Annotated in this window: 16 protein-coding genes; 8 read left to right on the top strand and 8 right to left on the bottom strand. The window is 38.8% G+C overall.

Going from position 1 to position 22,037, the window contains the following annotated elements:
- The first annotated feature begins 11 nt into the window (after positions 1-11).
- From JEY82_RS02080 to JEY82_RS02060, 5 genes are all read left to right on the top strand, one after another.
- Complete coding sequence (locus JEY82_RS02080; RefSeq protein WP_304082124.1) at positions 12-1,208, top strand: ATP-binding protein; 1,197 nt, start codon at positions 12-14, stop codon at positions 1,206-1,208.
- Positions 1,208-4,255 (top strand): type I restriction endonuclease subunit R, encoded by a 3,048-nt coding sequence (locus JEY82_RS02075; protein ID WP_304082123.1) that lies wholly within the window; start codon positions 1,208-1,210, stop codon positions 4,253-4,255. Before JEY82_RS02080 ends, JEY82_RS02075 begins: the two co-directional genes overlap by 1 nt.
- Positions 4,255-4,971, top strand: coding sequence for a M48 family metallopeptidase (locus tag JEY82_RS02070; RefSeq protein ID WP_304082121.1), 717 nt, complete (start codon positions 4,255-4,257; stop codon positions 4,969-4,971). The genes JEY82_RS02075 and JEY82_RS02070 overlap by 1 nt, the downstream gene beginning before the upstream one ends.
- A gap of 354 nt (positions 4,972-5,325) precedes the next feature.
- On the top strand, positions 5,326-5,541 hold the full coding sequence (locus JEY82_RS02065) for a hypothetical protein (protein ID WP_304082119.1): 216 nt from the start codon (positions 5,326-5,328) through the stop codon (positions 5,539-5,541).
- Positions 5,542-5,659: 118 nt separating this feature from the next.
- Entirely contained in the window at positions 5,660-6,409 is a 750-nt protein-coding gene (locus tag JEY82_RS02060) for a hypothetical protein (RefSeq protein ID WP_304082117.1), read from the top strand.
- A gap of 235 nt (positions 6,410-6,644) precedes the next feature.
- On the opposite strand, the gene JEY82_RS02055 is transcribed toward JEY82_RS02060, so the two are convergent.
- The 8 genes from JEY82_RS02055 to JEY82_RS02020 all read right to left on the bottom strand — a co-directional run bounded on the left by JEY82_RS02055 (position 6,645) and on the right by JEY82_RS02020 (position 18,934).
- Complete coding sequence (locus tag JEY82_RS02055) at positions 6,645-8,903, bottom strand: ion transporter (protein WP_304082116.1); 2,259 nt, start codon at positions 8,901-8,903, stop codon at positions 6,645-6,647.
- A gap of 51 nt (positions 8,904-8,954) precedes the next feature.
- Positions 8,955-9,371: a hypothetical protein gene (locus tag JEY82_RS02050; RefSeq protein ID WP_304082114.1), complete on the bottom strand. Its 417-nt coding sequence runs from the start codon at positions 9,369-9,371 to the stop codon at positions 8,955-8,957.
- A gap of 18 nt (positions 9,372-9,389) precedes the next feature.
- A complete protein-coding gene (locus tag JEY82_RS02045) occupies positions 9,390-10,010 on the bottom strand; it encodes an HNH endonuclease (RefSeq protein WP_304082112.1) in 621 nt (206 codons plus the stop codon).
- Complete coding sequence (locus JEY82_RS02040; RefSeq protein ID WP_304082110.1) at positions 10,004-13,165, bottom strand: ATP-binding protein; 3,162 nt, start codon at positions 13,163-13,165, stop codon at positions 10,004-10,006. Before JEY82_RS02040 ends, JEY82_RS02045 begins: the two co-directional genes overlap by 7 nt.
- 496 nt (positions 13,166-13,661) lie before the next feature.
- The gene (locus JEY82_RS02035; protein WP_304082108.1) at positions 13,662-14,207 is read right to left on the bottom strand and encodes a hypothetical protein; all 546 of its coding nucleotides are present in this window, start codon (positions 14,205-14,207) and stop codon (positions 13,662-13,664) included.
- An 11-nt stretch (positions 14,208-14,218) separates the two neighbouring features.
- Positions 14,219-16,507: a dynamin family protein gene (locus tag JEY82_RS02030; RefSeq protein ID WP_304082106.1), complete on the bottom strand. Its 2,289-nt coding sequence runs from the start codon at positions 16,505-16,507 to the stop codon at positions 14,219-14,221.
- Between the two features lie 50 nt (positions 16,508-16,557).
- Positions 16,558-17,979 (bottom strand): dynamin family protein, encoded by a 1,422-nt coding sequence (locus JEY82_RS02025; RefSeq protein WP_304082105.1) that lies wholly within the window; start codon positions 17,977-17,979, stop codon positions 16,558-16,560.
- A gap of 10 nt (positions 17,980-17,989) precedes the next feature.
- The gene (locus tag JEY82_RS02020) at positions 17,990-18,934 is read right to left on the bottom strand and encodes a YafY family protein (protein ID WP_304082103.1); all 945 of its coding nucleotides are present in this window, start codon (positions 18,932-18,934) and stop codon (positions 17,990-17,992) included.
- Positions 18,935-19,187: 253 nt separating this feature from the next.
- Here JEY82_RS02020 and JEY82_RS02015 point away from each other — a divergent pair, with 253 nt between their 5' ends.
- From JEY82_RS02015 to JEY82_RS02005, 3 genes are all read left to right on the top strand, one after another.
- Entirely contained in the window at positions 19,188-19,826 is a 639-nt protein-coding gene (locus JEY82_RS02015; protein WP_304082101.1) for an ERF family protein, read from the top strand.
- A 119-nt stretch (positions 19,827-19,945) separates the two neighbouring features.
- Positions 19,946-20,938 (top strand): AAA family ATPase, encoded by a 993-nt coding sequence (locus tag JEY82_RS02010; RefSeq protein WP_304082099.1) that lies wholly within the window; start codon positions 19,946-19,948, stop codon positions 20,936-20,938.
- 88 nt (positions 20,939-21,026) lie between these two features.
- Positions 21,027-22,028, top strand: a complete 1,002-nt coding sequence (locus JEY82_RS02005) for a DUF3150 domain-containing protein (RefSeq protein ID WP_304082098.1) — start codon at positions 21,027-21,029, stop codon at positions 22,026-22,028.
- Positions 22,029-22,037 lie beyond the last annotated feature (9 nt).

Genomic DNA, 22,037 nt, shown 5'->3' with positions numbered 1-22,037 from the left:
AAGGTATCTTCATGGATAAGATTAAAAACCCATTTTCCCCCGGTGCCGGGACTCCTCCGCCTGAATTAGCCGGACGTGATGCTATACTTGAGCAAGCAAGGGTTCTGTTCGGACGTGTGCGGGCAAAACGTCCTGAGAAAAGCATACTTATGACAGGATTGCGGGGCGTTGGAAAGACCGTACTGCTCAATGAAATGGAATACATGGCTGAAAATGACGGCTATAAAACCATACTTATTGAAGCGCACGAAGAAAAACCTCTGGCTCTGTTGCTCATTCCCCATCTGCGTCGATTGCTGTTCAGTCTGGACCGCATGAAAGGAGCTGGAGACAAAGTGCGGCGCGGAATTGCCGTGCTAAAGAGTTTCATCAGCGGACTAAGAGTCACAATGGGTGATGTTGAGTTCGGTCTTGATATCGATCCTGAACAAGGTTCCGCTGATAACGGTGATCTGGAAATAGATCTGCCCAATCTTTTTGTTGCTGTAGGTGAAGCGGCCCGGGAGCGCGGTTCCTGCGTTGCCATTTTGATCGATGAAATTCAGTACTTAGGCAAAATTGAACTCAGTGCCCTGATAATGGCTATGCACAAGATGCAGCAACGGCAGTTGCCTATCGTACTGGTCGGAGCAGGTCTCCCCATCTTGCCGGGACTCGCTGGAGATTCGAAATCTTATGCTGAACGTCTTTTTAATTTCCCGGACCTCGGCCCATTGCCGGAAAAAGAATCTGCCAAGGCCATCCGTGAACCCATCGAATCAGCTGGGGAATTTATAGAACCGGACGCTTTGGTTGAAATCAGCAGATTGACTCAGGGGTATCCTTATTTTCTTCAGGAGTGGGGTTATCAGGCTTGGGATCATGCCGAATCTTCCCCCATTACTAAAAAGATCATAGATGAAACTTCTCAAATCGTTGAAAAACGGCTTGATGAAAATTTTTTTAGAGTCCGCTTCAATCGTTTAACGCCAAAAGAAAAGACTTACCTGCGAGCTATGGCCCATCTCGGTGAAGGCCCATACAAAACCGCTGACGTTGCCAGTGCACTGGATACGGATATAAGAAATCTTGGTCCGGTAAGGGCAATCCTCATCAAGAAAGGAATGATATACAGCCCCTCACACGGACAAATGGCTTTTACTGTTCCGCTCTTTGATAAGTTTATGAGACGTGCAATACCGGAGTTTCCAGAAAAGGATCATTCATAATGAATAAAATCGGACAGCCTGAAATCGTAACCCAAAGTCGGGTTATAGCCTTGTTTTGTAATAAACTCGGATATTGTTACCTAGGCAACTGGACGGACCGCGACAACAGCAATATCGAAGAAGGATTGCTCACGGACTGGCTGGAAAAATCAGGCTGTTCGGCCCAACAGATATCCAGAGCCATTTATCTGCTGAAGGCCGAGGCAGATAATCATGGCCGCAAACTCTACGCAAACAATAAAGCTGTATACGAGCTATTGCGCTATGGTGTGCAGGTTAAGACCGAAGCTGGTGAGGTTACGGATACGATCCACCTTATCAACTGGAATGAGCCTGATAAAAATGATTTTGCTATTGCCGAAGAGGTTACTCTTAAAGGTAAACATAAGCGCAGGCCAGATCTTGTGCTTTATGTTAATGGCATTGCTATCGGCGTAATTGAACTTAAAAACAGCCGAATATCTATCGGGGACGGCATCCGCCAGCTTATTTCCAATCAGGATTCTAAATTTAATGAGTGGTTCTTTCCTACTGTTCAAATAGTATTTGCGGGTAATGATTCTGAAGGATTGAAATACGGAACCATCGGAACGCCTGAAAAGTTCTTTCTACAATGGAAAGAAGACCAAGAAGATAATTCCTTACTTAAGCTTGATAAGTATTTACTCAAGATGTGCAACAAAAGCCGCCTTATCGAGTTGATGCACGACTTCGTGGTTTTTGACAGCGGTATGAAGAAGCTCCCCCGTGTTCACCAATATTTCGGAATCAAAGAAGCTCAGAAATTCGTTAAAGCCTATAAGGGTGGTATTATCTGGCACACGCAAGGCAGCGGTAAAAGTATTGTTATGGTACTGCTGGCGAAATGGATTCTCGAGAATAATCCGCATGCCCGTGTGGTTATAATTACAGATAGGGATGAGCTGGATAAGCAGATAGAACGGGTTTTCACCGAAACAGGTGAGGAGATTGAGCGGTCAACAAGTGGTCAGAAATTGATGTCACAGCTCAGTCAAGCTAAACCTCGACTATTATGTTCTCTGGTGCATAAGTTCGGGCGTAAGAAAGTTAATGATTTTGATAAGTATATAAAAGACATTGAAGCACAGCCGACTAAAACCGTTGGTGAACTTTTTGTTTTTGTGGATGAATGTCACCGGACTCAGAGCGGTAAACTGCATAGAGTAATGAAAGCCATGTTGCCTAATGCTGTCTTCATAGGTTTTACCGGCACGCCGCTCCTTAAAAAAGACAAAAAGAATAGCCTCGAAGTCTTCGGCGGCTACATCCATACATATAAGTTCAATGAAGCCGTAGAGGACCGGGTTGTCCTTGATTTGATATATGAAGCGCGGGATATTGATCAGCGACTTAAATCAGAAGATCGAATTGATGCATGGTTTGATGCCAAAACAAGAGGCTTGAATGATTGGCAAAAGGATGAGCTAAAGAAACACTGGGGCACAATGCAAAGTGTTCTCAGCTCTAAATCTCGCATGGATCAGGTTGTGGGAGATATTGTTTTTACCTTCGAAGTCGCTCCGCAGCTTTGCAATCAATTTGGTAATGCCATGTTGGTGGCATCAAGCATCTTTGAGGCATGTAAGTATTATACACTTTTTCAAAAAACCTCATTCAATGGAAAATGTGCGGTCATAACTTCTTATAATCCGCAGGCTGGAGATGTCTCTAAAGAAGATATCGGCGCAAATACTGAAACTGACAAAGAGTTTGTTTATAATACCTACACGGAGATATTAAAAGACGTTTCCCGTAAAGGGAATATGTCTGCAACTGAATCATACGAAGAAGATGCTAAAAAAATGTTCATTAAAGAACCTATGAACATGAAACTTTTAATCGTAGTGGATAAGTTGCTTACTGGCTTTGACGCTCCAGCATGTACATACCTTTTCATAGATAAATCCATGCAGGATCATGGCCTGTTTCAAGCTATATGCCGAACTAATAGACTTAATGGCGAAGATAAAAATTACGGCTACATAATTGATTATAAAGATCTTTTTAAGAAAGTTGAAAAAGCTCTCAATGTTTATACTTCAGAACTTGATCACAGCGCAGATGACGTAGACCCACAAATAATGTTTAAAGACAGAGTGAAAACCGGACGCGAACGGCTTGATAATGCTCGGGAAGCCATTGCTTTGCTTTGTGAACCGGTAGAACCTCCCAAGGGCGAGCTGGAATATATTCACTATTTTTGTGGTAACACGGAAATCCCTACAGACTTGCAGAAGCACGAGCCTCAGCGGGTAGCCTTTTATAAGGCGACTGTTTCACTGTTGCGGGCCTACGCAAATATTTCCGATGAACTGGAATCTGCCGGATATTCTCCTGAGGAGATTTCTCGTATTAAGGGCGATATAAAAAAATATGTTGCGTTGCGTGAGATAATCCGAAAAGCCAGCGGAGAAACTCTAGATCTAAAGCCTTATGAAGCTGATATGCGTCATCTCATCGACATGTACATTGAGGCCGACCTTGCAAGAAAAATTTCACCTTTTGATGAAATGCCTTTGCTCGAATTGATTGTAAATTCAGGTATCGCCACCGCTATAGGGGCACAACTTAACGATCTTAAAGGTGATAAGAATGCAGTTGCAGAGACTATTGAAAACAATGTCCGCAGCAAGATCATTAAAGAACACCTGAACAATCCTGCCTACTATGAAAAAATGTCGGTTCTGCTAGATGAAATTATTGCTTTAAGAAAAGCTAAAGCGACTGAGTATGAAGAGTACTTAAAAAAGATCGCTGAGTTGGCAACTATGGTTCAAACAGGAATGACTGACGAGACTCCCAAAAGTTTGAACACATTCGGTAAACGGGCTCTCTATGACAACCTTGGTCAGGATGAAGATCTCGCATTAAAAATTGATGAGACTGTTAATAATATTCGTCCCGATGGATGGCGTGGTGTTCAGTCAAAAGAGCGAGTAATTCAGGCAGGATTATATGGAATTTTACAGGACAAGGATGAAGTTGAGCGCATTTTTAATATCATCCAAGAGCAGCAGGAATACTAATGTTCTCAAGGATTGACCTTGGTGATATCGCTGTGGATGTATTCCACAAAGATATTAAAAATATTCATCTCAGTGTAAACCCTCCGGCTGGCAAGGTTCGTATTTCTGCACCTATGGGAATGGAACTTGATATTGTCCGTGTGTTTGCCATTTCCAAACTCAGCTGGATTAAGAAAGCACGAAAGAAAATGCTGGAACAGGAGCGCGAAACTCCGCGTGAATATCTAGAACGTGAAAGTCATTATCTGTGGGGCAAGCGTTACCTCATGACCATCATCGAAGAGAATAAACCTCCCGAAGTATCTCTTGCGCATAACACCCTGATCCTGACTGTCCGCCCCGGCGCAACCGAGGATAAACGGCAAGCTGTTGTTGATGAATGGTATCGCAATCAATTAAGAAAAAAGGCCGCCCCGCTAATATCGAAATGGGAGTCTAGGCTTGAAGTAAAAGTTAACCGTCTATTTGTTCAGCGCATGAAAACAAGATGGGGAAGCTGTAACCCACAAAGAGGCTATGTCCGTCTCAATACTCATATTGCCAAAAAGCCCGCACACTGCCTCGAATACCTGATCGTCCATGAGATGCTGCACATATTAGAACCAACACACAACGCTCGATTTAAGATGTTGATGGAAAAATATATGCCACAGTGGGAATTTCACCGGAAAATGTTAAACCGCTTGCCTGTTAGTCATGTGGATTGGCGATATTGAGGATTGATTTGTAAACTTTTCATCATCCCTGCAAAATAAATCAACCACACGCTTATTAATTTCACTCAGACACCAACTATACAATATGCTTATCTTTTACTTGCCAATATTCATTGATAATATGTTTAAATCTCCCTGAGCTAACACTTATTTTAACTTCTCAATGATTCAATTCGTGATTAAATATTCTTAGTTTTTTTTCTATTATCACCCCTTCTATATATATTAAAACTAACAACTTGCTTTTTATACAAAAAAGAACCCGATGTTTCCATATTTTGGAAGATCTTTAAAATATAAACTCCTTGAAGGCAAAGAACTGCATAAGATTATAATTTCAAGGAGATCAATACAATGACTACCTCAAACTCATTTTCTATGTGTATGTATAAATGCAAAGATTGTGAGCATATTTTTGCGATGAAAGCTTCCACCGAGGAGAAACAGGGCACCAATAGGTTTACCCTTTGTTACGTTAATAGCAGACCTAGTTGTGAAAAATGCGGAAGCGTTGATGTTAAAAGATTAGGCGAAAAACTTATAAATCTCCCTGAAACATCTAAGCTGTAGAAGTGGAGAGACTTGCATTAATAAGCTCTTTACTATTCCATATATTGGAAAATACCCAGAGTATCATGCTTCTAAATAGTATGAGTGTTTTTACTTAACTTATTTAGAGGAGATAAACATGGTAGATTTTGAAGATCTAGACGGGCAGGATTTTTGGAAAGTTATTGGTGGGGCTGCTGCTGGAGTTGGTGTAATTGCGGCTATACCTCTCTTTGGCGCAGTCGGCACTGTTTCTGGGATGGGAGCAATTCTGGGGTCTACTCTAGGCATTGGTGCAGGTTTAGCCGTTGCGACTGAAGACGCAGAAGATCGAGAATCAATTCGCGAAAACATTAGTGCGCAAAAGGAAGAAGAATGGAATGACTCCATCAATGCCCGAAAGTCATTGGTCGCGTGCGCCAGCTCCATGCAAGCATATCAAAATAGTGTAAAGATGGCCTATGCTTTGGTTGCAAGTTGTTTTTCAAATACTGACTCTGAAGCTAACTCGGGTGAAGCAATGCTCCAGATGAATTCACTATTTGCTACCTGGCTTCCTGAAGAACTAAATGACGAATTAAAGCTCATATTCCAAAAAGTGCCGACGTTTTACGAAGTTGCGATTATGATGAAAAATGGTTTTAAATCAGAATCTCTTGATGCTGCAAAATTTATATACGCAATGAACAGCATTTTAAGTTCTTTAGAAACACAAAATATGATTAATTTAAGACATATCGAAGCGGACTGGAATATATTTAAGACTCAATTCGTAAATGTCTCAGATTCTGAGGCAACAAAGGAAAAGATGGGAGGCTTTAAGAATACTGCGAAGTCGGAAGACCTACCTCCGTTTTCTTCTTTTGTTGGCGAACCAAATCCTGTCTAAACAGTTAATTTCTATTCCCTAGGGGCAAGGTTTTGAAACAGGTCTTATTCATAATTTCTCAGTGGCTATTTACAAACGTAGCCACTGAGAGATTACGGACATTTTATGGAGTACTTATTCTTGAAAGGTAACAATTATTATGAGTAAAAATTTCAGAGAATATTCTGGTGTACTTTAACATCCTCATCAAAATTAAAACATTCGATTTTTGAATAACGCATTATAATTAGTTTTTTTATGTTGCTTCACTTTTTTCAAGAAAAACAATTTCATCATCTGGATGCAGTTCTAATTCTCCATTTCGTATTTTGAAATTTGCATATTCAAGTTGATTTAATTGCTCACTTCGTAATGGGTTTACAAGAGGCGGGCATCCTTTTCTTACAACTCCGATAGCAACACATTGATTCTTACGATAAAAGTGATGGAAGAAATCGACAAAAGAGAGCTCTTTAATAGCATCACTGCCTACGATATCTGAGAGTTTTGCAAAATTAAAAGTCCCTCCCCTTAGAGATATTAATTCATTAAAGAATTTTAACGTTTCAGGATAAACCAATGACATATTGAGTATTTTAGCTAAAATATTTGTACCTACAATATATTTGACACCTTCAATTCTTTGAAACAAGGCCTCTTCACAGGGGTTGATAACTTCAGCGATTACGGGATGATTTTCCTGCCTTGCTTTTATATCGAAGAGCTTAAATAGGGAGTCAGTATCTCCAGTATGAAGACTAACGTTCTGGAGATGCTCATCGTCAGCTAATATGATTGTCCCAAAGCAATTCTCTAAATTATATTCAGCAATATTTTGGGTATAAAATTCAACCTGAGAATGTTTTACCGGGGTGTCCACAAAATAGCCAGATGCAATCTTTTTGCCTTCCGGTGTTGTGATGATGTCAACATATGTATTCCACAAGCTTAACTCATTCAAAAGATTAGGAAGAGTTTCATTTACGCCGATAATAGCAATTCGTTGTTGTTCGAGTTGAATATTTTGGTTGCTCGCAGTGAAATTTTTAATAATCTTTTGCAGATCTCCGCACCAGGGTTGTTCCATTTTTTCTGCAAGTAAAGAATCTCGACTTTCCGCCAAACATATTAACTTATCATCTTTGGATAATCGATAAAGTGGTGATGGGATGATTTTTAAACTACCATCAGCATGAGCTATGCCCACAACAGTAATCTTTTTACTTACAGCAATAATTTCTGAAAATGTCATTCCTGAGACACTAAGATCCGAGGCTTTCACAAAGTGAAATTCATCATTTGAAAAGCCAAAGACTTCAATAAGAATGTCGTAATAGTGCTTATGAAAAAGCAATGCTGTCAATAATAATGCCGAATATTGCGCACTGTCGAACCCAAAAAAATTGTTCGTAAGATGAGGGGTAAGCCGAGCTCTATTGGCCTTACAGGTAGTTTCGTAATAACAAACGGGTCTGTTCTTTAGGTTGGAAAGGGAAGAATTGACAGCAAGACATCCTTTGAAAACATCTGCTTTTCTAAACTGTAAAGGCAAAGATATATCGCTATTTTCATTTAAAATGACAATCTTGTCAGCTTGGGATGTGTCCACGAGCTCCAGTGTGCTTTTTTCATAAAAGACACCTTTGCGCTTAATTAGATCAATATGTTTATGCTTTCCGGCCTTGAGAAAGCGGGTAAGGCTATCTATTTTTTCTGTGACAACGACGACCTTTTGCTTACCTTTAGACTCGTGCTTCGCATAATCATTAATTTCTTCTATAAGCTGTTGTCCGAGCAGATTCCATCCCAGAATAAGCGTATGATTCTTTTCGACCACATCTCCATATCCCTCCTTAACCATAGTCAAATATGACTCAACTTTAGTAACAATAATACCAATTGTAAGGCCATTGAATAATACGATACCAAGCATTATGAGGAAATTAAAGAGAACTTGGATAGCAAGGCTTTTTCCTGCAACTTCCATAGATGTTCCCGGATCAAGAAGAGCCATGAAAGCCATGTAGAAAAGGCTTGTTCCTTCTCTGGTATACCCAAGTATTCTAAAGATAAAGCCGAACACTATTGTTAATGAAACAATCGCCCCAAGTAATATAAGGCATTGCCGGAAAAGGCTTTGCTCTATCTGCTTTTTAATTGTGTATGAAATTCGACTTCTCAATGAATCTTTCCAGAGCGAAATAAAACTACCAATTCTGAAAAGACGAAATAGCCTAATAACAACCAACAAATTGCTACTGGCTGAATGTCCTGTCGTATAAAAGATTACACTGTCCCAAGGGAAAACAGCTACGGCATCTAAAGTATGAGCTTTGAGATAGTCAGAGAATTTCCGATAGGTAAATACTCTTAGAAAGATTTCAAGAATAAAGGCACAATTTAGCCAAAATAACAATTTATCGTATGCAGGTGTTGCTTCCGTAATTGAAATAAGGGTTAGTGCAATATATACTAGGATACTAAAAGCAATGACTCCCGCTATTGCGGGAGTCATGAAGAAGTTTTTTAACTTTTTAGAGTATGGCATATTTAAAATTTAATAACTTTAGAGAAAATCATCTTGTGCACCTACAAAAGCTTTTCCATTTTCAAAATACAGAACCAAGCCATGGTCAATATCATAATCACAATCAAATAAAATCCCCCAAGATCCATCACGTTGAAAATTCACAGACTTGGGGGTTATATGTGAAGATATTTCAACTTTACTTTTTCCACCTAAATAAAAAGCATCATTGCAATACGCAACTATCAAATCAAAGTTTTGCACAATAACATCTTGAATTTTGTTTTTTACTTGTTTGTAAGCGTTTTGTTGAGTTTTATTTATTCCTTCTTCATCCGTATCACTAGCTACTATTGTAACAGTGATATTATGCCCCCAAAGCCATAAATTTTCATTTTTCTTCCATGAATACTTATAATCCATATTGCCAAAAATTGGATCTTGTACTTTTTTCATAATATAGCCCTCTTAGACTTAAGCCGCTGAATTCTTTTTATTTGCGATCCCACCGACATGAGGGATATTCCCATGAACTTCAGTCTTTACCAATTGCATGGTTTTCGTGTCTTCATGCTCATGCCAAGTGAGCTTGTTTTCTTTACGATATTCACGGACTTTTTCTCCGGTCCAAGGCCCGCCCTCTTTACCGTCACTATTCCATTTTTCTGCTGTTTTTTTATCTGCTTGTGAAAAATTATCATCTCTACGTTCAGAAAAGTCATCAATTTCGACTGTCTCTTCAGCATATTCAGAGAAGTCTGGATAGCCATCCTTGAATTCAACACCATCTGTGTCAGAGTTTATAAAAATTTCTCCCCACGTTTTTCCTTCAGGATTAGTTCTTTCGTTTTGAGGAATTTTATCTTTATCAGGAATCCACTTAGAATTTCCTGGCTCGCCTTCCCATACTCCACCAGTCTGAGGCCACCTGTTTTTAACTCCTTCTGTAGAGTTAAAGTTTGGTATTTCTTCTGATTTTGATCGAGAAATCTCAACTTTAGGCGAATTTAATTCTTTACCTTCCTTAAAGTTTGGAATTCCTTTGTCAGTTTTTTGAGCGACTTCTGATGCTCCCGTAGCAATCTCTTTTAGCATATTTCGTCTCTCCACATATCCACTTTACCCATCTCTCCTAACCACAAACCTGAACCCTCAGAGTGTTCCCTCGTTGCGATCTCAAAAGTAGATAAAATAATTTCATTTTGCATTTTATTATCAAGCATTGTTATATCAAAATTTGCAAAAATGTTTTTCAGCAAGCAAGTGGTCCAATCATAAAATCTGTCTGACCACTTGTGAAGATCACTGCTGGACGAAATTAATCTAACAGCTTGCTCAAATCCTAAAACTTCCTCAATTTGAGAAAGCAGCCACTCTGGATTGTTTTTTTTCTTATCAATGACCGTGAGCACTTCAGGATAATATTGTTTAATTTTGTTTAAATTTAAACTGAGCTTATTTGCAATTACCTTAACCCCACTTGGATCTGTTTTTGCCATTATCAAAATATTAATTAATTCAGTTCTATATTTTACTCTAGAATCAGAAGGTCTCATTTCAGTACAACTATAATTGAGAGATTTAGCTTTTTCAATCATATCAAATTCATCAATTTGACATAGCACCGCTTCCTGCCAATTATTTTGATAGACAGCAGCACACCCTGTGCGCAAACGAGCGAGTTCATCAATATGATTCTCTTTTAGATTGGCAGATTTACCTACTAAGTTACGATCTTCCCAGTCTGGTAGCCTTAAAATCATTTTGGTATTAGTGTTACGAATAACAGCTTGATCAAGAAGTCCTGGAGATTGATCCGCTATAATAAAACCCTCTCCATGGGTGCGCATTTCAGCAATTGCATTAGTTATCATCTCAACAGCTTTTCCTTGCAAATTGGCACCTTCACCACTTTGGTCAAGGGAAGTCCTCCTAATAAGGTTGTGAGCTTCTTCTATAACAGTAACATGCTTGAGAGCCGTATTGCACCCCACTGTAGAAGACATCCGGTATTCTTGAAGTTTCATAAATAGAATACCCATCAGCAAGGATTTAGTTTCAGACGATCCTACACGGGACAAATCAACTATACAGGGAGCATCAAACAATACCGAGTTTTCAAGTTCATCTTTTTGAAAGATTGAACGATAATAGCCATTAGTTAAAGATTCTATACGAGCAACCAAGGCTCCTATATAATTGCCCTTAACTTCGGTAGAATAAGAAGATTTTTCGATCACACTTGGTAGAACTTCAAGTAAATCGGCAAAATCGGGAAAAACCTGACCATAAGCGTTCTCGGAAATAAAAAGGTTCCAGCCAATCCTTTCATACGCTTGCTCTATTGAAGATTTTAATATTGCAGGCATGGCTGCATACATAGGCCAAGCGGCATTCAAAATCTCAATAAGACGGTCAATGTGCTCTGTGACATGAATTTCTTTAGGAAACGAAAAAGGATTCATTCGGAGTAATGGTGTAAAGGTACAATTGGTTCCAAAGGTGCTCACTCTTTTATAACCACCAAAAACATCCTTGTATTCTCCTTTTGCAGGCTCAATAATCAAAAATGGAATATTGTGCGTTTTCCAAAGTTTATAAACTATTGAATAAACAGCATTTGATTTCCCTGCCCCCGTGCTTCCGGTTACGAATAAATGTGAACTAAGTGAATTCACATCCAATTCAACTTTCAGGCTGGGATAATTTTTTCCTAGATGTTGGATTACCCCTAGATCGATTAACTTGCTGCTTTTTTCACTGAAACTTGAAACCGTACGACCAAAATCGACAGACTCAAATACGGGTATACCTGGAAGAGATTTTTGCGGTAAACTTAAACCCACTGCCAATTCAGATGCGCTAACTAGTGATGTCGGAGTTGCAGTACCAAAAGGATATTTTGAAGAAACATCAAAAACAGGGTGGGTAAAATACGACAAACTTTCGCAGACACTGGCGAAACTGCTACTACCTAATTCATCTGCATCCCAACTTAATATTGCTTTCCGCTCAACTCCTGTTTTTTCACCGCAAAGAATTCCGGAGAGAAGGTTTGCGCCCATTTGAGTGGAGCTTTTTACAGAGTCTATGAAATACGTTCCAAAATTCCACATCCCATGGTTTTTACATTCACGTATACGAATTAATTGTTCATCAATAAGTTCAAGAATGTCTGTAATTCTGCGGTTCTTGAAGGTATATTGATGTGAAGAACCTATTTGAGTCGTGGCACTAATAGAATTTGTTTCACTTGTTGTGCTCGTATCTGTTGAGCCTTTTGAGTTGGTACTTCCAAGGGTTTTACTCTCTGATTCTCCTTGGCTATGACTTTGAGAACTTCCATATGTCTCACTTTTAGATGAAGTTGAAGAATAACTAGATGAAGCAACAAGAACACTTACCCCCTGTGTATAAGTGCTACTTTTGCCTTTTGTTGAGCTGTGATTTGTTCCTGTTGTATTAGTTTTACTTGTTCCGAAAGTTCCACTAGCAGACTTAGACATAGTATTAGAGAGAGAGTTACTTAAGCTGGTTCCTAATGTTTTTCCTAGCGTAGCACTTTCATTTTCAGACAAAGTTAACTGTTGCGATTCCATAAATGACAAAGAAGAATATATCTCCTGATAAGACCTTTCAATCATCTCCAACTCTTGAAGAAGCACAGGAGTGGCCAACAGAAGGGCTGTATATTTCTTACCTTGCATTCCTTCCACAATCTTCTCAAGTCCTTGCACAAAATTGTCCGAGCTCGAATCTTTTAATGAAGGTATACCCGAAACACTAGTAATGTATCTGTTTTCCGAAGAAGAAATATTGTTGCTGATAGTACGAACATCATCTGCAAATAAATCTTTTGTTTCAATTCCAGGAAAACTCGCTTGAAGTGATCGTTCAAAGACTTCAATGGCAAGATGTCCATCATTGTTACCAAGGCTTTGTGTTCCAATATAGAATTTAGTTTCAATGCTATCACTGCAAAGAAGCACAAAAACCGAGCTATTGTGAGACGCCATTGAGGAAAAAACATTACTTAACTTTCCAAGATTATTCTCTTCACGGTCATAAACAATTTTTGAGACTTGATTCAAACGAGTTTTGCGAGCCACATTTTCTAGAAGATGTGGATTCTTTATAACCGGGAAAAGATTAAGCTTTTCTAAATAGTGTTTAAAAACGACTTCATCCAATTCACAAAAGCCATCTTCCATACTATTGGAAGATAAAAAGGAGTTAGCTTTGCTGTCCATTATGTTATCCTATCCCATCTAATGATTATTTTTTAGTTCGTTTCGAACAGAAAAATCTTTCTATATATCCAGCATGTTCTTCAATGACGACTGTCGTACGTTTGACCGTTCTCACAACTTTTTCACGAGTCTTTTCTGCTTGAACCGGTGGTGAAAATTTTGGGTCTTTCTGTTCTCTCAAATACTGCATAATCTCGAGAATATGGTCTAATTTTTCCCTAGAAAAATTGTGGCTAAATTCAACTCTCATATCAGTCCAATACTCACGGTCCCAGAAGCGTTGAGGAAGAAATTCTGACTCTGAATTGTCTTTCTCGAAAAGAATATTTGGTAACTGCCCCTCATGGAGGCAATTACCATTTTACACTTAAAACGATCTCCGTCTAATTGGCTTATAATCACAGAACGAGTCTGAGCTGTATCGCCTATAGAAATTAATTCACACAACCTTTTATATTCCATTCTTTTCTCGTAGTATAAAAAAATACGAACTAGTCTATTTTTTAGTTCCTAAAATATGAAGAAGGGCAAAACCAAGAACCACTCCAAGTGCTCCGCCTGCCACCGCTCCAACTAGGGATTCTTTTAAAGTAAAACCTGCTACACCACCTAAAAAGCCGCCGCCAAGAAATACGACCCGTTTTGGAGTCATAATTGTTTCACTGTGTCGAGGAGCTCTTTCTTTTTTTACAGTACTTTTATTAGGAGTTACGGCTTCTGATCTATTAGGTGTAAACTTTGGATCTTTTTTCTTTCTCAAATGCTGCATAACCGTAATTATATGGTTCAATTTTTTCTTAGAAAAATTATTACTAAGGCCAACCCGCATCTCGGTCCAATATTCGCGACTCCATAATTCTTCAGATAAAAAATTAGAATCATTATCGTCTTCATCATAAAGATCTTCTGGAAATTGCCCCCAAGACGAAGCAATTTCCATGTTTTCCTTAAAGCGATCCCCATCTAATTTACTCACAATAATAGAGCGAGCTTGTGACATTTCACCAGAATTAATTAAATCTGTAATCGACTCATTTTTCATATCAACCTCCATTAAATGGATAGCACTTCTTTCAATTCAGTAGAAAATTCTTCATACCATTGAAGTTTACTCTTATTTTCCGCAATCTGTTTTTCTTTGCTATCTTTGTCTGAATTTGCATCTTGTATTTTAGTTATATTTTCTTGGCAGACCCTATCAATACCATCCATAGCCTGTAAAAGGATCCTTTTGCCTTTTTCTGCCTGATCAGCCGCATGCTTTTTAGATTCGTTAATGTTCTTATCAACAGCTACATGCAGGGAATCTCTCATTTCATTCCAAATTGGACTCATATCCACATAATCATGATGCTCGTAATCGTGTACAGTCTTTTTGCTTCCCCATGAAAAAGGGTTGTACCATTTAGAGTCAGATACCTGTCGAGTTCCTACTACTACCTTTTCTGTATATTTATTCTCTTCAACGAGTGTTTTCGCATTTGGCATCGTCATTGCCTTTTTCTGAAATTCTACAAGCCCTGCATCTTGAGTTGAAGGAAATTCTTTTTGAAGAAGTTTTGTAATGTGAGCCTCATAGCCCTCTCTCAAGGAATCCAGTCCGGCTAAAAAATCCTTTTCAAGGCTTTCATTTATTATTTCCTCAATTTCAATATTAAAGCGATTACAACTGCTTGCTGCTCCGTCAATAATCCTATTTGCTTGCATGGGTTTAACGTTATCCAAATCAAACCTTTCAGTCATATCCTCAATTAAAAAAAACATCTTCTTTTGAATTTGCTTATAACTGTCTTTCAATTCATTAGAGGGTTCATATTTTTTCGCGGAAACTTCTTTACGATAATTCTTAGCCATAGAAACTCTTTCGTTATTTTTCTCAAAAGATTTTAATATTTGGGCTACCTTTTCAAGCTCTTCTTTGCTCTTGCTCAACTGAACGTTTATTCTTTTAATTCCTTCAGCCTTTTCCATGACATGTCCGAAAGTATCTACTGCGTCTTTAATTTTTGCAGGAAGAGCATGCTTGATTAAAAAATCATTAAGTAATTCCTCCACAATAGGTATACCACTTAAAATTTCAGCTTTATCTCGATCTGTTTTAGATTCATCTAAACGAGAGCTTAACCGCTTAAAACTATAAGGATTAATCCTGTCCTGAACATGATTAAGCATATTCATTTCATCCTCTTCTACAAAAAGTTCGGTAAAACTATTCAAACTATTGCGTTGCGAACGAGTAAGATCACACCCCTTCTTTTCCATTCTAATCAACTTTGCCAATTCCCCAGACGCTGGAATCACTAAAGGATTTTCAATTCCATTCTCTTTAAGATAATTCCTTGCATTTTTTAACGCAGAACGAACACTTTCTCCCTTTTCAGGATCAAATGCGTCAATTTTATTAGCAATAAATATGAACCTATCTTGAGCTTGACGCCCTCCTTGCTTCATAGCCTCTGAGACCGTATTAAGGAGTGATTGGTCATCCGTAATATTCATCTGAGTAGCATTGAGAACATACAGGACCATTGAAAGTGGTTTACGCTTAATAGCTCGTAATGTCGTTTTTTGGTGTTCGTCATCTCTGGAGTTGTTAGGACCGGGAGTGTCTACCAAAACAAGGGTCGCACAATCTGACTCCTGAATAGATTTAATATCTCCTTTCAAGTGCATCGTAGATGTTTGCGAGTCGTCATTCCAATTGGTCAATATATCTTGAGTGACAGGCTGCCAATTATGGATAGTATTTCCTTCAGAATCTTTGCTGCACCCTTCAAAAACATCCATTCCATCGCAGTCTTCAATATTTGCAATTGTCGCTGTACACGCTTCATTTTTAGCAGGCATTAAGTCCTGCCCAATAAAAGAATTAATGACTGTGGATTTTCCCGAAGACATGGTAGCGACAACGCTCACTTCAAAGGATGGAGAAAGAGCTTCCTCAAAACGTTTTTTTAATACCGTACTCTTAAACTCTTCAAATGGACCACTTTGAGCCTTTTGGAAAAGATCCGTTAACTGATTTATTTTGTCTTCAGCAGACTTACAACATTCATTTGCTTTTAAGTTTATTTGTACTTTGATTCCATTTTCAGAAGCTTGAAAACGGGTTAAGGCATCTTTCACATCCAAAGTATCCTGAGGAGTACAGTTTGTTACTAGGTCAATTTTATTTTCACGAGATTCGCTTACGATATTTGCAAGAAAAGAATCAATCCAGACTTGAAGTCTATTATTCTTACACTGGCACATAAGATCATGATCTTCAGGCAATTCCTTACCTTCTACAGAAATTAATGTCGCCACAAGATAAGGGTTATAAGTCAGTTCAACGTTAAGCATACGAAATTCTCCTTTTGCTATAAAATAATGTGTTATTTATTGTTTTATTTTCACTTACTCTGGCTCAAGGCAGCTTCGAGTATAGGGATACCCGTTAATAAATCTGCCTCTAGCAACCTATTACGAGGAATCAATTGATCTCCCAATTCTATTGAATCGCCTGACATTTCAACAAAAGCATTTTGTTTGGCATTAAGGTAGAGCTTTTGATTCGTTTTAGTATGGGAAATTGCCTCTTGATAATGTGCCGAATTCTCTTCAAGGTACTCAATATCTCTTAATAATTTCTTTTGACGCCTATTTGTCCATGTTAGCCCAGTAGTAGGGGATACATCGAGTACCGTTCTGATATCTAAAGCAAGTCTGCTCATAGTAGGAATAAGAACCGGACGTTTAAGATCTACTTCATTTAGCATTTTCCTGACTTTAAGAATAAACTGTAATGACGATTCATCATCAAGATCAAGACAATCAAATTTATTTAGGACAAAAAGAAATCTTACATGTTCACTTTTGGAAGATGCGACAAATTTTAATCGATCTAGGAAGTTCAACTCATCATTAATTCCAAATTGTTCAGCATTCAAAACAACCACAACCTGTCCATATTGAGCTTGTTCTAAGATGGAATTTGTGATTTCAGCATGGGATTTATCCATAGCATTATTAGGGCCAGGGGTATCATACAAAACCATATGTGCTTTCTTAAAATCAATCTTGGAAAAATTGCCGAGAATCTCAACTTCTGCAACACCTTGACTGTTCCATTCTTTAAGCTTTTGAGCCGAGACAGGTTGCCAATCAGAAACACCTTCAGCTAAACGGGTGCTACGAGCGTAGGGAGTTACGATTCCATCATAGTTTTCGACTTTAAGAACTGTTGCGGTGCAAGCCTGATTTTCTGAAGGTAAAAGATCAGATCTGAGCATTGCATTTATTAAAGTTGATTTGCCTGAACTCATTGTAGCAACTACAGGTACAGCTTGTGTTCTGTTTGTTTTTATTCTGAAATTATCTAGAAATTCCTTTTCTTTAAAACAAAATTTGTCATCACTTTTAGCAACCATTTCAATTATTGCGTCAAAGATTTCATAATTAATGTTTTTCCCAAGCTTACCAATATAAGTAACGCAATCCTTAACGTTGGGTATTCTTTCAAGCATAGCGGATATTTGGTGAAAGCATTCGTCTTTTAAATGTCTTTCAACTGAAGAAAAAAGAGGATCAAATATTTCTTTTTTTTCACTAGATGATATTTTGCCGTCAGCAGCAGCCACAGCAAGAACGACAGAAAAGATAGAAGGTATTAAGTCCGCAACTCCATGAGGCTGTTTATAAGCTAATGAGACAAGCTCCTCAGTAGTTTTTTGTCCCAATTTCAACACGGATGCTAATTTAACTACATCAGCAATATCCTCATCGCTTAATATCGCTTTAACACCCTTCAAATCGGAAAAATTGTTCAAGTTCATAATCAGATCCTTATTTAAAACTTATAATGTGGGCATTATCTCCAAAACTCCGAACCCAAGACATCAGTTCTGGCTCACTAACAGTGTTTACTTTCAAAACAATTCCACCGTCTTCTAGCTCTTCAATCTTTTGATTATCGCACCAGATACGTTCTCGCACGTAGTCTGCAGCCTTCTCATCAAACTGGATACGAAAGGTCCTAGGCTCATGCCATTTCATTCCAAAACATCCTTCATCATCAATTGAAGCATCAAATTTGAAATGTTTATCTGTTTTTGTGACTTCCTGTATCCTATGAATTGCAAAAGTTGTTGCCCGTAGTTGTTCAGTAAAATCTTTCGACAACTTATAGCCCTGAACGTACAAAGCACTATTCATTGAAACGATTTTACCCGGTGCGTAGTAATAAATTTTTGAATCCTTCCGGAAGGAGGATTTATATTCAATAAGGCAAGCAAGCTTGTTATGTGCGGCATCAATTAATTTTTCGATGGATGAGAAATGTTTTTCATAATCAATATACCCTTTGGGGCTAAAACTAACCTGCTGCGTTTGAGTTTCTTCACGACGTGCAAAGTCAGGATCAGCCATGAGAGCTGAAAGAGAGAATATAGTTTTTTCAACACGAGCAGAAATGTGTTGAGGTAAATGTTGGGCTGCAAAATCATGGCATAAGCTTAGATACCTGAGTTCTTCAAAATCTAATCCTAAAGTTCTTCGCGCAGAAAGAGACTTAAGTTGGTAATATTTCCGTTTACCAACATTTCCAACTTCAAGACTACTCCCTATAACAGCCTCTATCTCTGCAATCAATCTGATGATTGTTTGAGGAGAACATTCGATATCCATAGCAAGGTCTGATTGGTAGTGTTTTTTACCTTCCAGCATAAGCTTAATAAACAAACGAATCAGTTTTGAACCTGGAGAACTATCTGGATTTATTGCTTTTGGCATATCTTCCTTGAGTTATTTATACAAAATAGTTTTTTATACCATTACAATTATTTTGTAAATGACATTCCCAATAAAGTAGGGTTCCTTTATAACTTACAGCTCTTCCAGATATTGGAAAGTTAATCGAAAAAACGAAACTGCTTTTCAAATAATTTTCAAACATATATTACTTCCTTGAAAGAACTATCTTTTTATCCAAAGCCCCTATCCTGCACTACGCAGGATAGGGGCTTTCTTATGTAAGGAGTAAAACATGAACAGCACAGATCTGTGTTCTCCAGAAATTACCGAACTAGCAAAGGCGATGATTCAAGTTCAGCAATCTTTAAATCCGGCATTAAAGGATCAGGTAAATCCATTTACTCAAAGCCGCTATGCGACATTAAATTCTGTAATTGATACTTGCAGAGATACTTTGATCAGCAATGGCATTTGGGTAGCTCAATATCCTGTATCCGCAGAACAAGGACATATTGGATTAGTTACCAAGCTGATCCATGTTAAAAGTGGACAATGGCAATCTTCACTTATGGTTATGCCACTACCGAAGAATGACCCACAGGGCTACGGTTCTGCTTTAACCTATGCACGTCGTTACGGACTTGCGACTTTAATCGGGTTAACAACAGAATCTGACGATGACGCAGAAGGAGCTATGCCTCGCAATCCCAATTCATCAAATACCAATCAGGGAAAACCAACACAGACACCGAGGGCATTGGGACCTCAGCTTGCTGGTGTGCAATATCAACCTGTTCAAGCTCAAGATGGCCGTAGTTGTATCAAAGCCATAGGAGCGACAAGATCTAAAGCGGACCTGTTAAAGAAAGCTGGATTTCGTTGGGATCAAAAACAGAAAATATGGTGGAAGTATGCCGATATTGCGGCGTAGTTTTGGCTACAATCATTATTAATGAGGGTCCTCGGCTGAAAAGCTGAGGACCCTTTTTGTTTGCATGAGCAAATATTATCAACACAAAAATCTATTGCATCTTAATCAGGCAGGTAACAATGAACGAACATAATGAATTAAAACAGCTTAAAGTAATCGAAATGGATGCAGGCAATATCTTCAGCGGACAACCTTCAAAGCGGATGATCAACGGTTATTCTGTGGCATCCATATATACCCCTAAATCAAATCCGGACTACATTTACCATGACACCATGCGTGAAATTATTGTCTGGTTAATGAATCCATCTGATCCGCTCTACATCTTTGGCCCCACGGGAAGTGGCAAGACAAGTCTTATCAAACAGTTAGCTTCTAAACTCAATTATCCCGTATTTGAGGTTACAGGTCATAGCCGCTTAGAGTTCGCTGACCTTGCCGGTCATTTGAGTCTCGAAAAAGCAAACATGGTGTTTCAATATGGCCCCCTCTCCCTTGCCATGAAATACGGTGGCTTATTCCTGCTCAATGAACTTGATTTACTTGACCCCGCGACAGCGTCTGGACTGAACAGCATCCTTGACGGTTCTCCCTTATGCATTCCTGAAAATGGAAGTGAACTGATTTATCCGCATCCAATGTTTCGCTTTGCCGCTACAGCTAATACGAATGGCGGAATTGATGAATCGGGATTGTATCAAGGAACACTCAAACAAAACATAGCGTTTATGGACAGATTTTGGCTATGCGAAGTCAATTATCCTGAACCTCAAGCCGAGGTCCAATTACTTAAAAAGCTTGCATCCAGTCTTCCCGAAAAGCTGAGGACCGGCATGGTTGACTATGCCAATGAAGTTCGAAAGCTATTTATGGGAGAAGATTCTAATCATGCAGAATTAGGAAATTCCATTGAAGTAACCTTTTCCACACGAACATTAATACGATGGGCTGATCTCACAGTAAGATTTCAGCCACTTAGCCAACAGGGAGTGCAACCTATTACGTATGCACTGGATAGAGCTCTTGGATTCCGTGCGACTCGGGAGACTCGCGCAATGCTTCATGAACTAGCTCAGCGAATGTTTTCAGGATCAGAGCGTGACATAAATTAACATGGTAACTACAAAATACGACCTATCATCATAAGGGGAGTCAGAAATGGCTCCCCTTTTTTACGTTTAATAAACAAGGGAGAATCTTATGACTATTACCACAAATATAAAGGTTTTAAAGTGTCTTATGGCTATCAGACTGGATGTAAATATTTGGTCAGCACGTAAAAAGTTAATACCTTCTGACTTCGGAGCAACGGAGCTGCCTCCTGAAAAACTGGCTTCCCTTGGTAGTAAAAAAATTTGCAATCCTAAAGAGCTATGCATCTTTGGAACTCTTAAAAGTCGAGCAATTTCATTGCTAGACAAGAATGGTGTGCGCTTTCTCGGAGGTTGGGCATTGCCAGAGCAAAAGGTAGAGGAAATTCAAAATACACTTTTAGAAATTGCAGCAGACTTCAATGACGCAAAAGAACTGTTCTTGAATCGTTATGATGAATCTGTTCAGGAATGGATAAGAAACAATCCCGGTTGGGAATCATTGATCGCCAGCTCTGCCGTCAGTTCAGATTATGTCCGGTCCCGTTTAGATTTCAACTGGCAGATGTTCAAGATCATGCCACCCAGCAAAAAGAATGAAGCTGTAAGTTCAGGGCTACAAGGCGAAGTTGAAAATCTCGGAGTAACGTTATTCGGAGAAGTTGCTAAAATAGCTACAGACAGTTGGCATAATAGCTTTGCAGGCAAAGATAACGTGACAAGAAAAGCCTTAGCACCTTTGCGTTCTGTTCATCGTAAATTGTCAGGGCTTAGTTTTATTGAACCACGAGTCTCGCCGGTTATCACCCTACTTGAAACAGCCTTTTCCAAGATACCCGCAAAAGGAAGAATCCGTGGCGCGAACTTAATAATGCTTCAGGGTCTTCTCTGCTTACTGCGTGATCCATCTGCATTGGTTGAACATGGTCAGAAAATTATTGAGGGGAATACTCCTGATAAGGTTTTGCAGAATCTACTCAGCAATCAGGATACAGCTCACGGGCCTCAAGTCGAGAGTGCAAGCTTTGCGAACGAACAAATTGATGACCTTCCAGAGTCAGTAGCCATTCCTGCTCAACCAGCCCCGTTAAACAGCTTAGGTCTCTGGTAGGAGGTTAAT

The sequence above is a fragment of the Maridesulfovibrio ferrireducens genome, assembly GCF_016342405.1.
Lineage (GTDB): Bacteria > Desulfobacterota > Desulfovibrionia > Desulfovibrionales > Desulfovibrionaceae > Maridesulfovibrio > Maridesulfovibrio ferrireducens_A.
This window is presented reverse-complemented; position numbering and strand designations above follow the sequence as displayed.

Excerpts from the sequence above, each read along its gene's own strand:
- JEY82_RS02080 (WP_304082124.1), top strand. The coding sequence starts at position 12 with ATGGATAAGATTAAAAACCCATTTTCCCCCGGTGCCGGGACTCCTCCG.
- JEY82_RS02075 (WP_304082123.1), top strand. The coding sequence starts at position 1,208 with ATGAATAAAATCGGACAGCCTGAAATCGTAACCCAAAGTCGGGTTATA.
- JEY82_RS02070 (WP_304082121.1), top strand. The coding sequence starts at position 4,255 with ATGTTCTCAAGGATTGACCTTGGTGATATCGCTGTGGATGTATTCCAC.
- JEY82_RS02065 (WP_304082119.1), top strand. The coding sequence starts at position 5,326 with ATGACTACCTCAAACTCATTTTCTATGTGTATGTATAAATGCAAAGAT.
- JEY82_RS02060 (WP_304082117.1), top strand. The coding sequence starts at position 5,660 with ATGGTAGATTTTGAAGATCTAGACGGGCAGGATTTTTGGAAAGTTATT.
- JEY82_RS02055 (WP_304082116.1), bottom strand. The coding sequence starts at position 8,903 with ATGACTCCCGCAATAGCGGGAGTCATTGCTTTTAGTATCCTAGTATAT.
- JEY82_RS02050 (WP_304082114.1), bottom strand. The coding sequence starts at position 9,371 with ATGAAAAAAGTACAAGATCCAATTTTTGGCAATATGGATTATAAGTAT.
- JEY82_RS02045 (WP_304082112.1), bottom strand. The coding sequence starts at position 10,010 with ATGCTAAAAGAGATTGCTACGGGAGCATCAGAAGTCGCTCAAAAAACT.
- JEY82_RS02040 (WP_304082110.1), bottom strand. The coding sequence starts at position 13,165 with ATGGACAGCAAAGCTAACTCCTTTTTATCTTCCAATAGTATGGAAGAT.
- JEY82_RS02035 (WP_304082108.1), bottom strand. The coding sequence starts at position 14,207 with ATGAAAAATGAGTCGATTACAGATTTAATTAATTCTGGTGAAATGTCA.
- JEY82_RS02030 (WP_304082106.1), bottom strand. The coding sequence starts at position 16,507 with ATGCTTAACGTTGAACTGACTTATAACCCTTATCTTGTGGCGACATTA.
- JEY82_RS02025 (WP_304082105.1), bottom strand. The coding sequence starts at position 17,979 with ATGAACTTGAACAATTTTTCCGATTTGAAGGGTGTTAAAGCGATATTA.
- JEY82_RS02020 (WP_304082103.1), bottom strand. The coding sequence starts at position 18,934 with ATGCCAAAAGCAATAAATCCAGATAGTTCTCCAGGTTCAAAACTGATT.
- JEY82_RS02015 (WP_304082101.1), top strand. The coding sequence starts at position 19,188 with ATGAACAGCACAGATCTGTGTTCTCCAGAAATTACCGAACTAGCAAAG.
- JEY82_RS02010 (WP_304082099.1), top strand. The coding sequence starts at position 19,946 with ATGAACGAACATAATGAATTAAAACAGCTTAAAGTAATCGAAATGGAT.
- JEY82_RS02005 (WP_304082098.1), top strand. The coding sequence starts at position 21,027 with ATGACTATTACCACAAATATAAAGGTTTTAAAGTGTCTTATGGCTATC.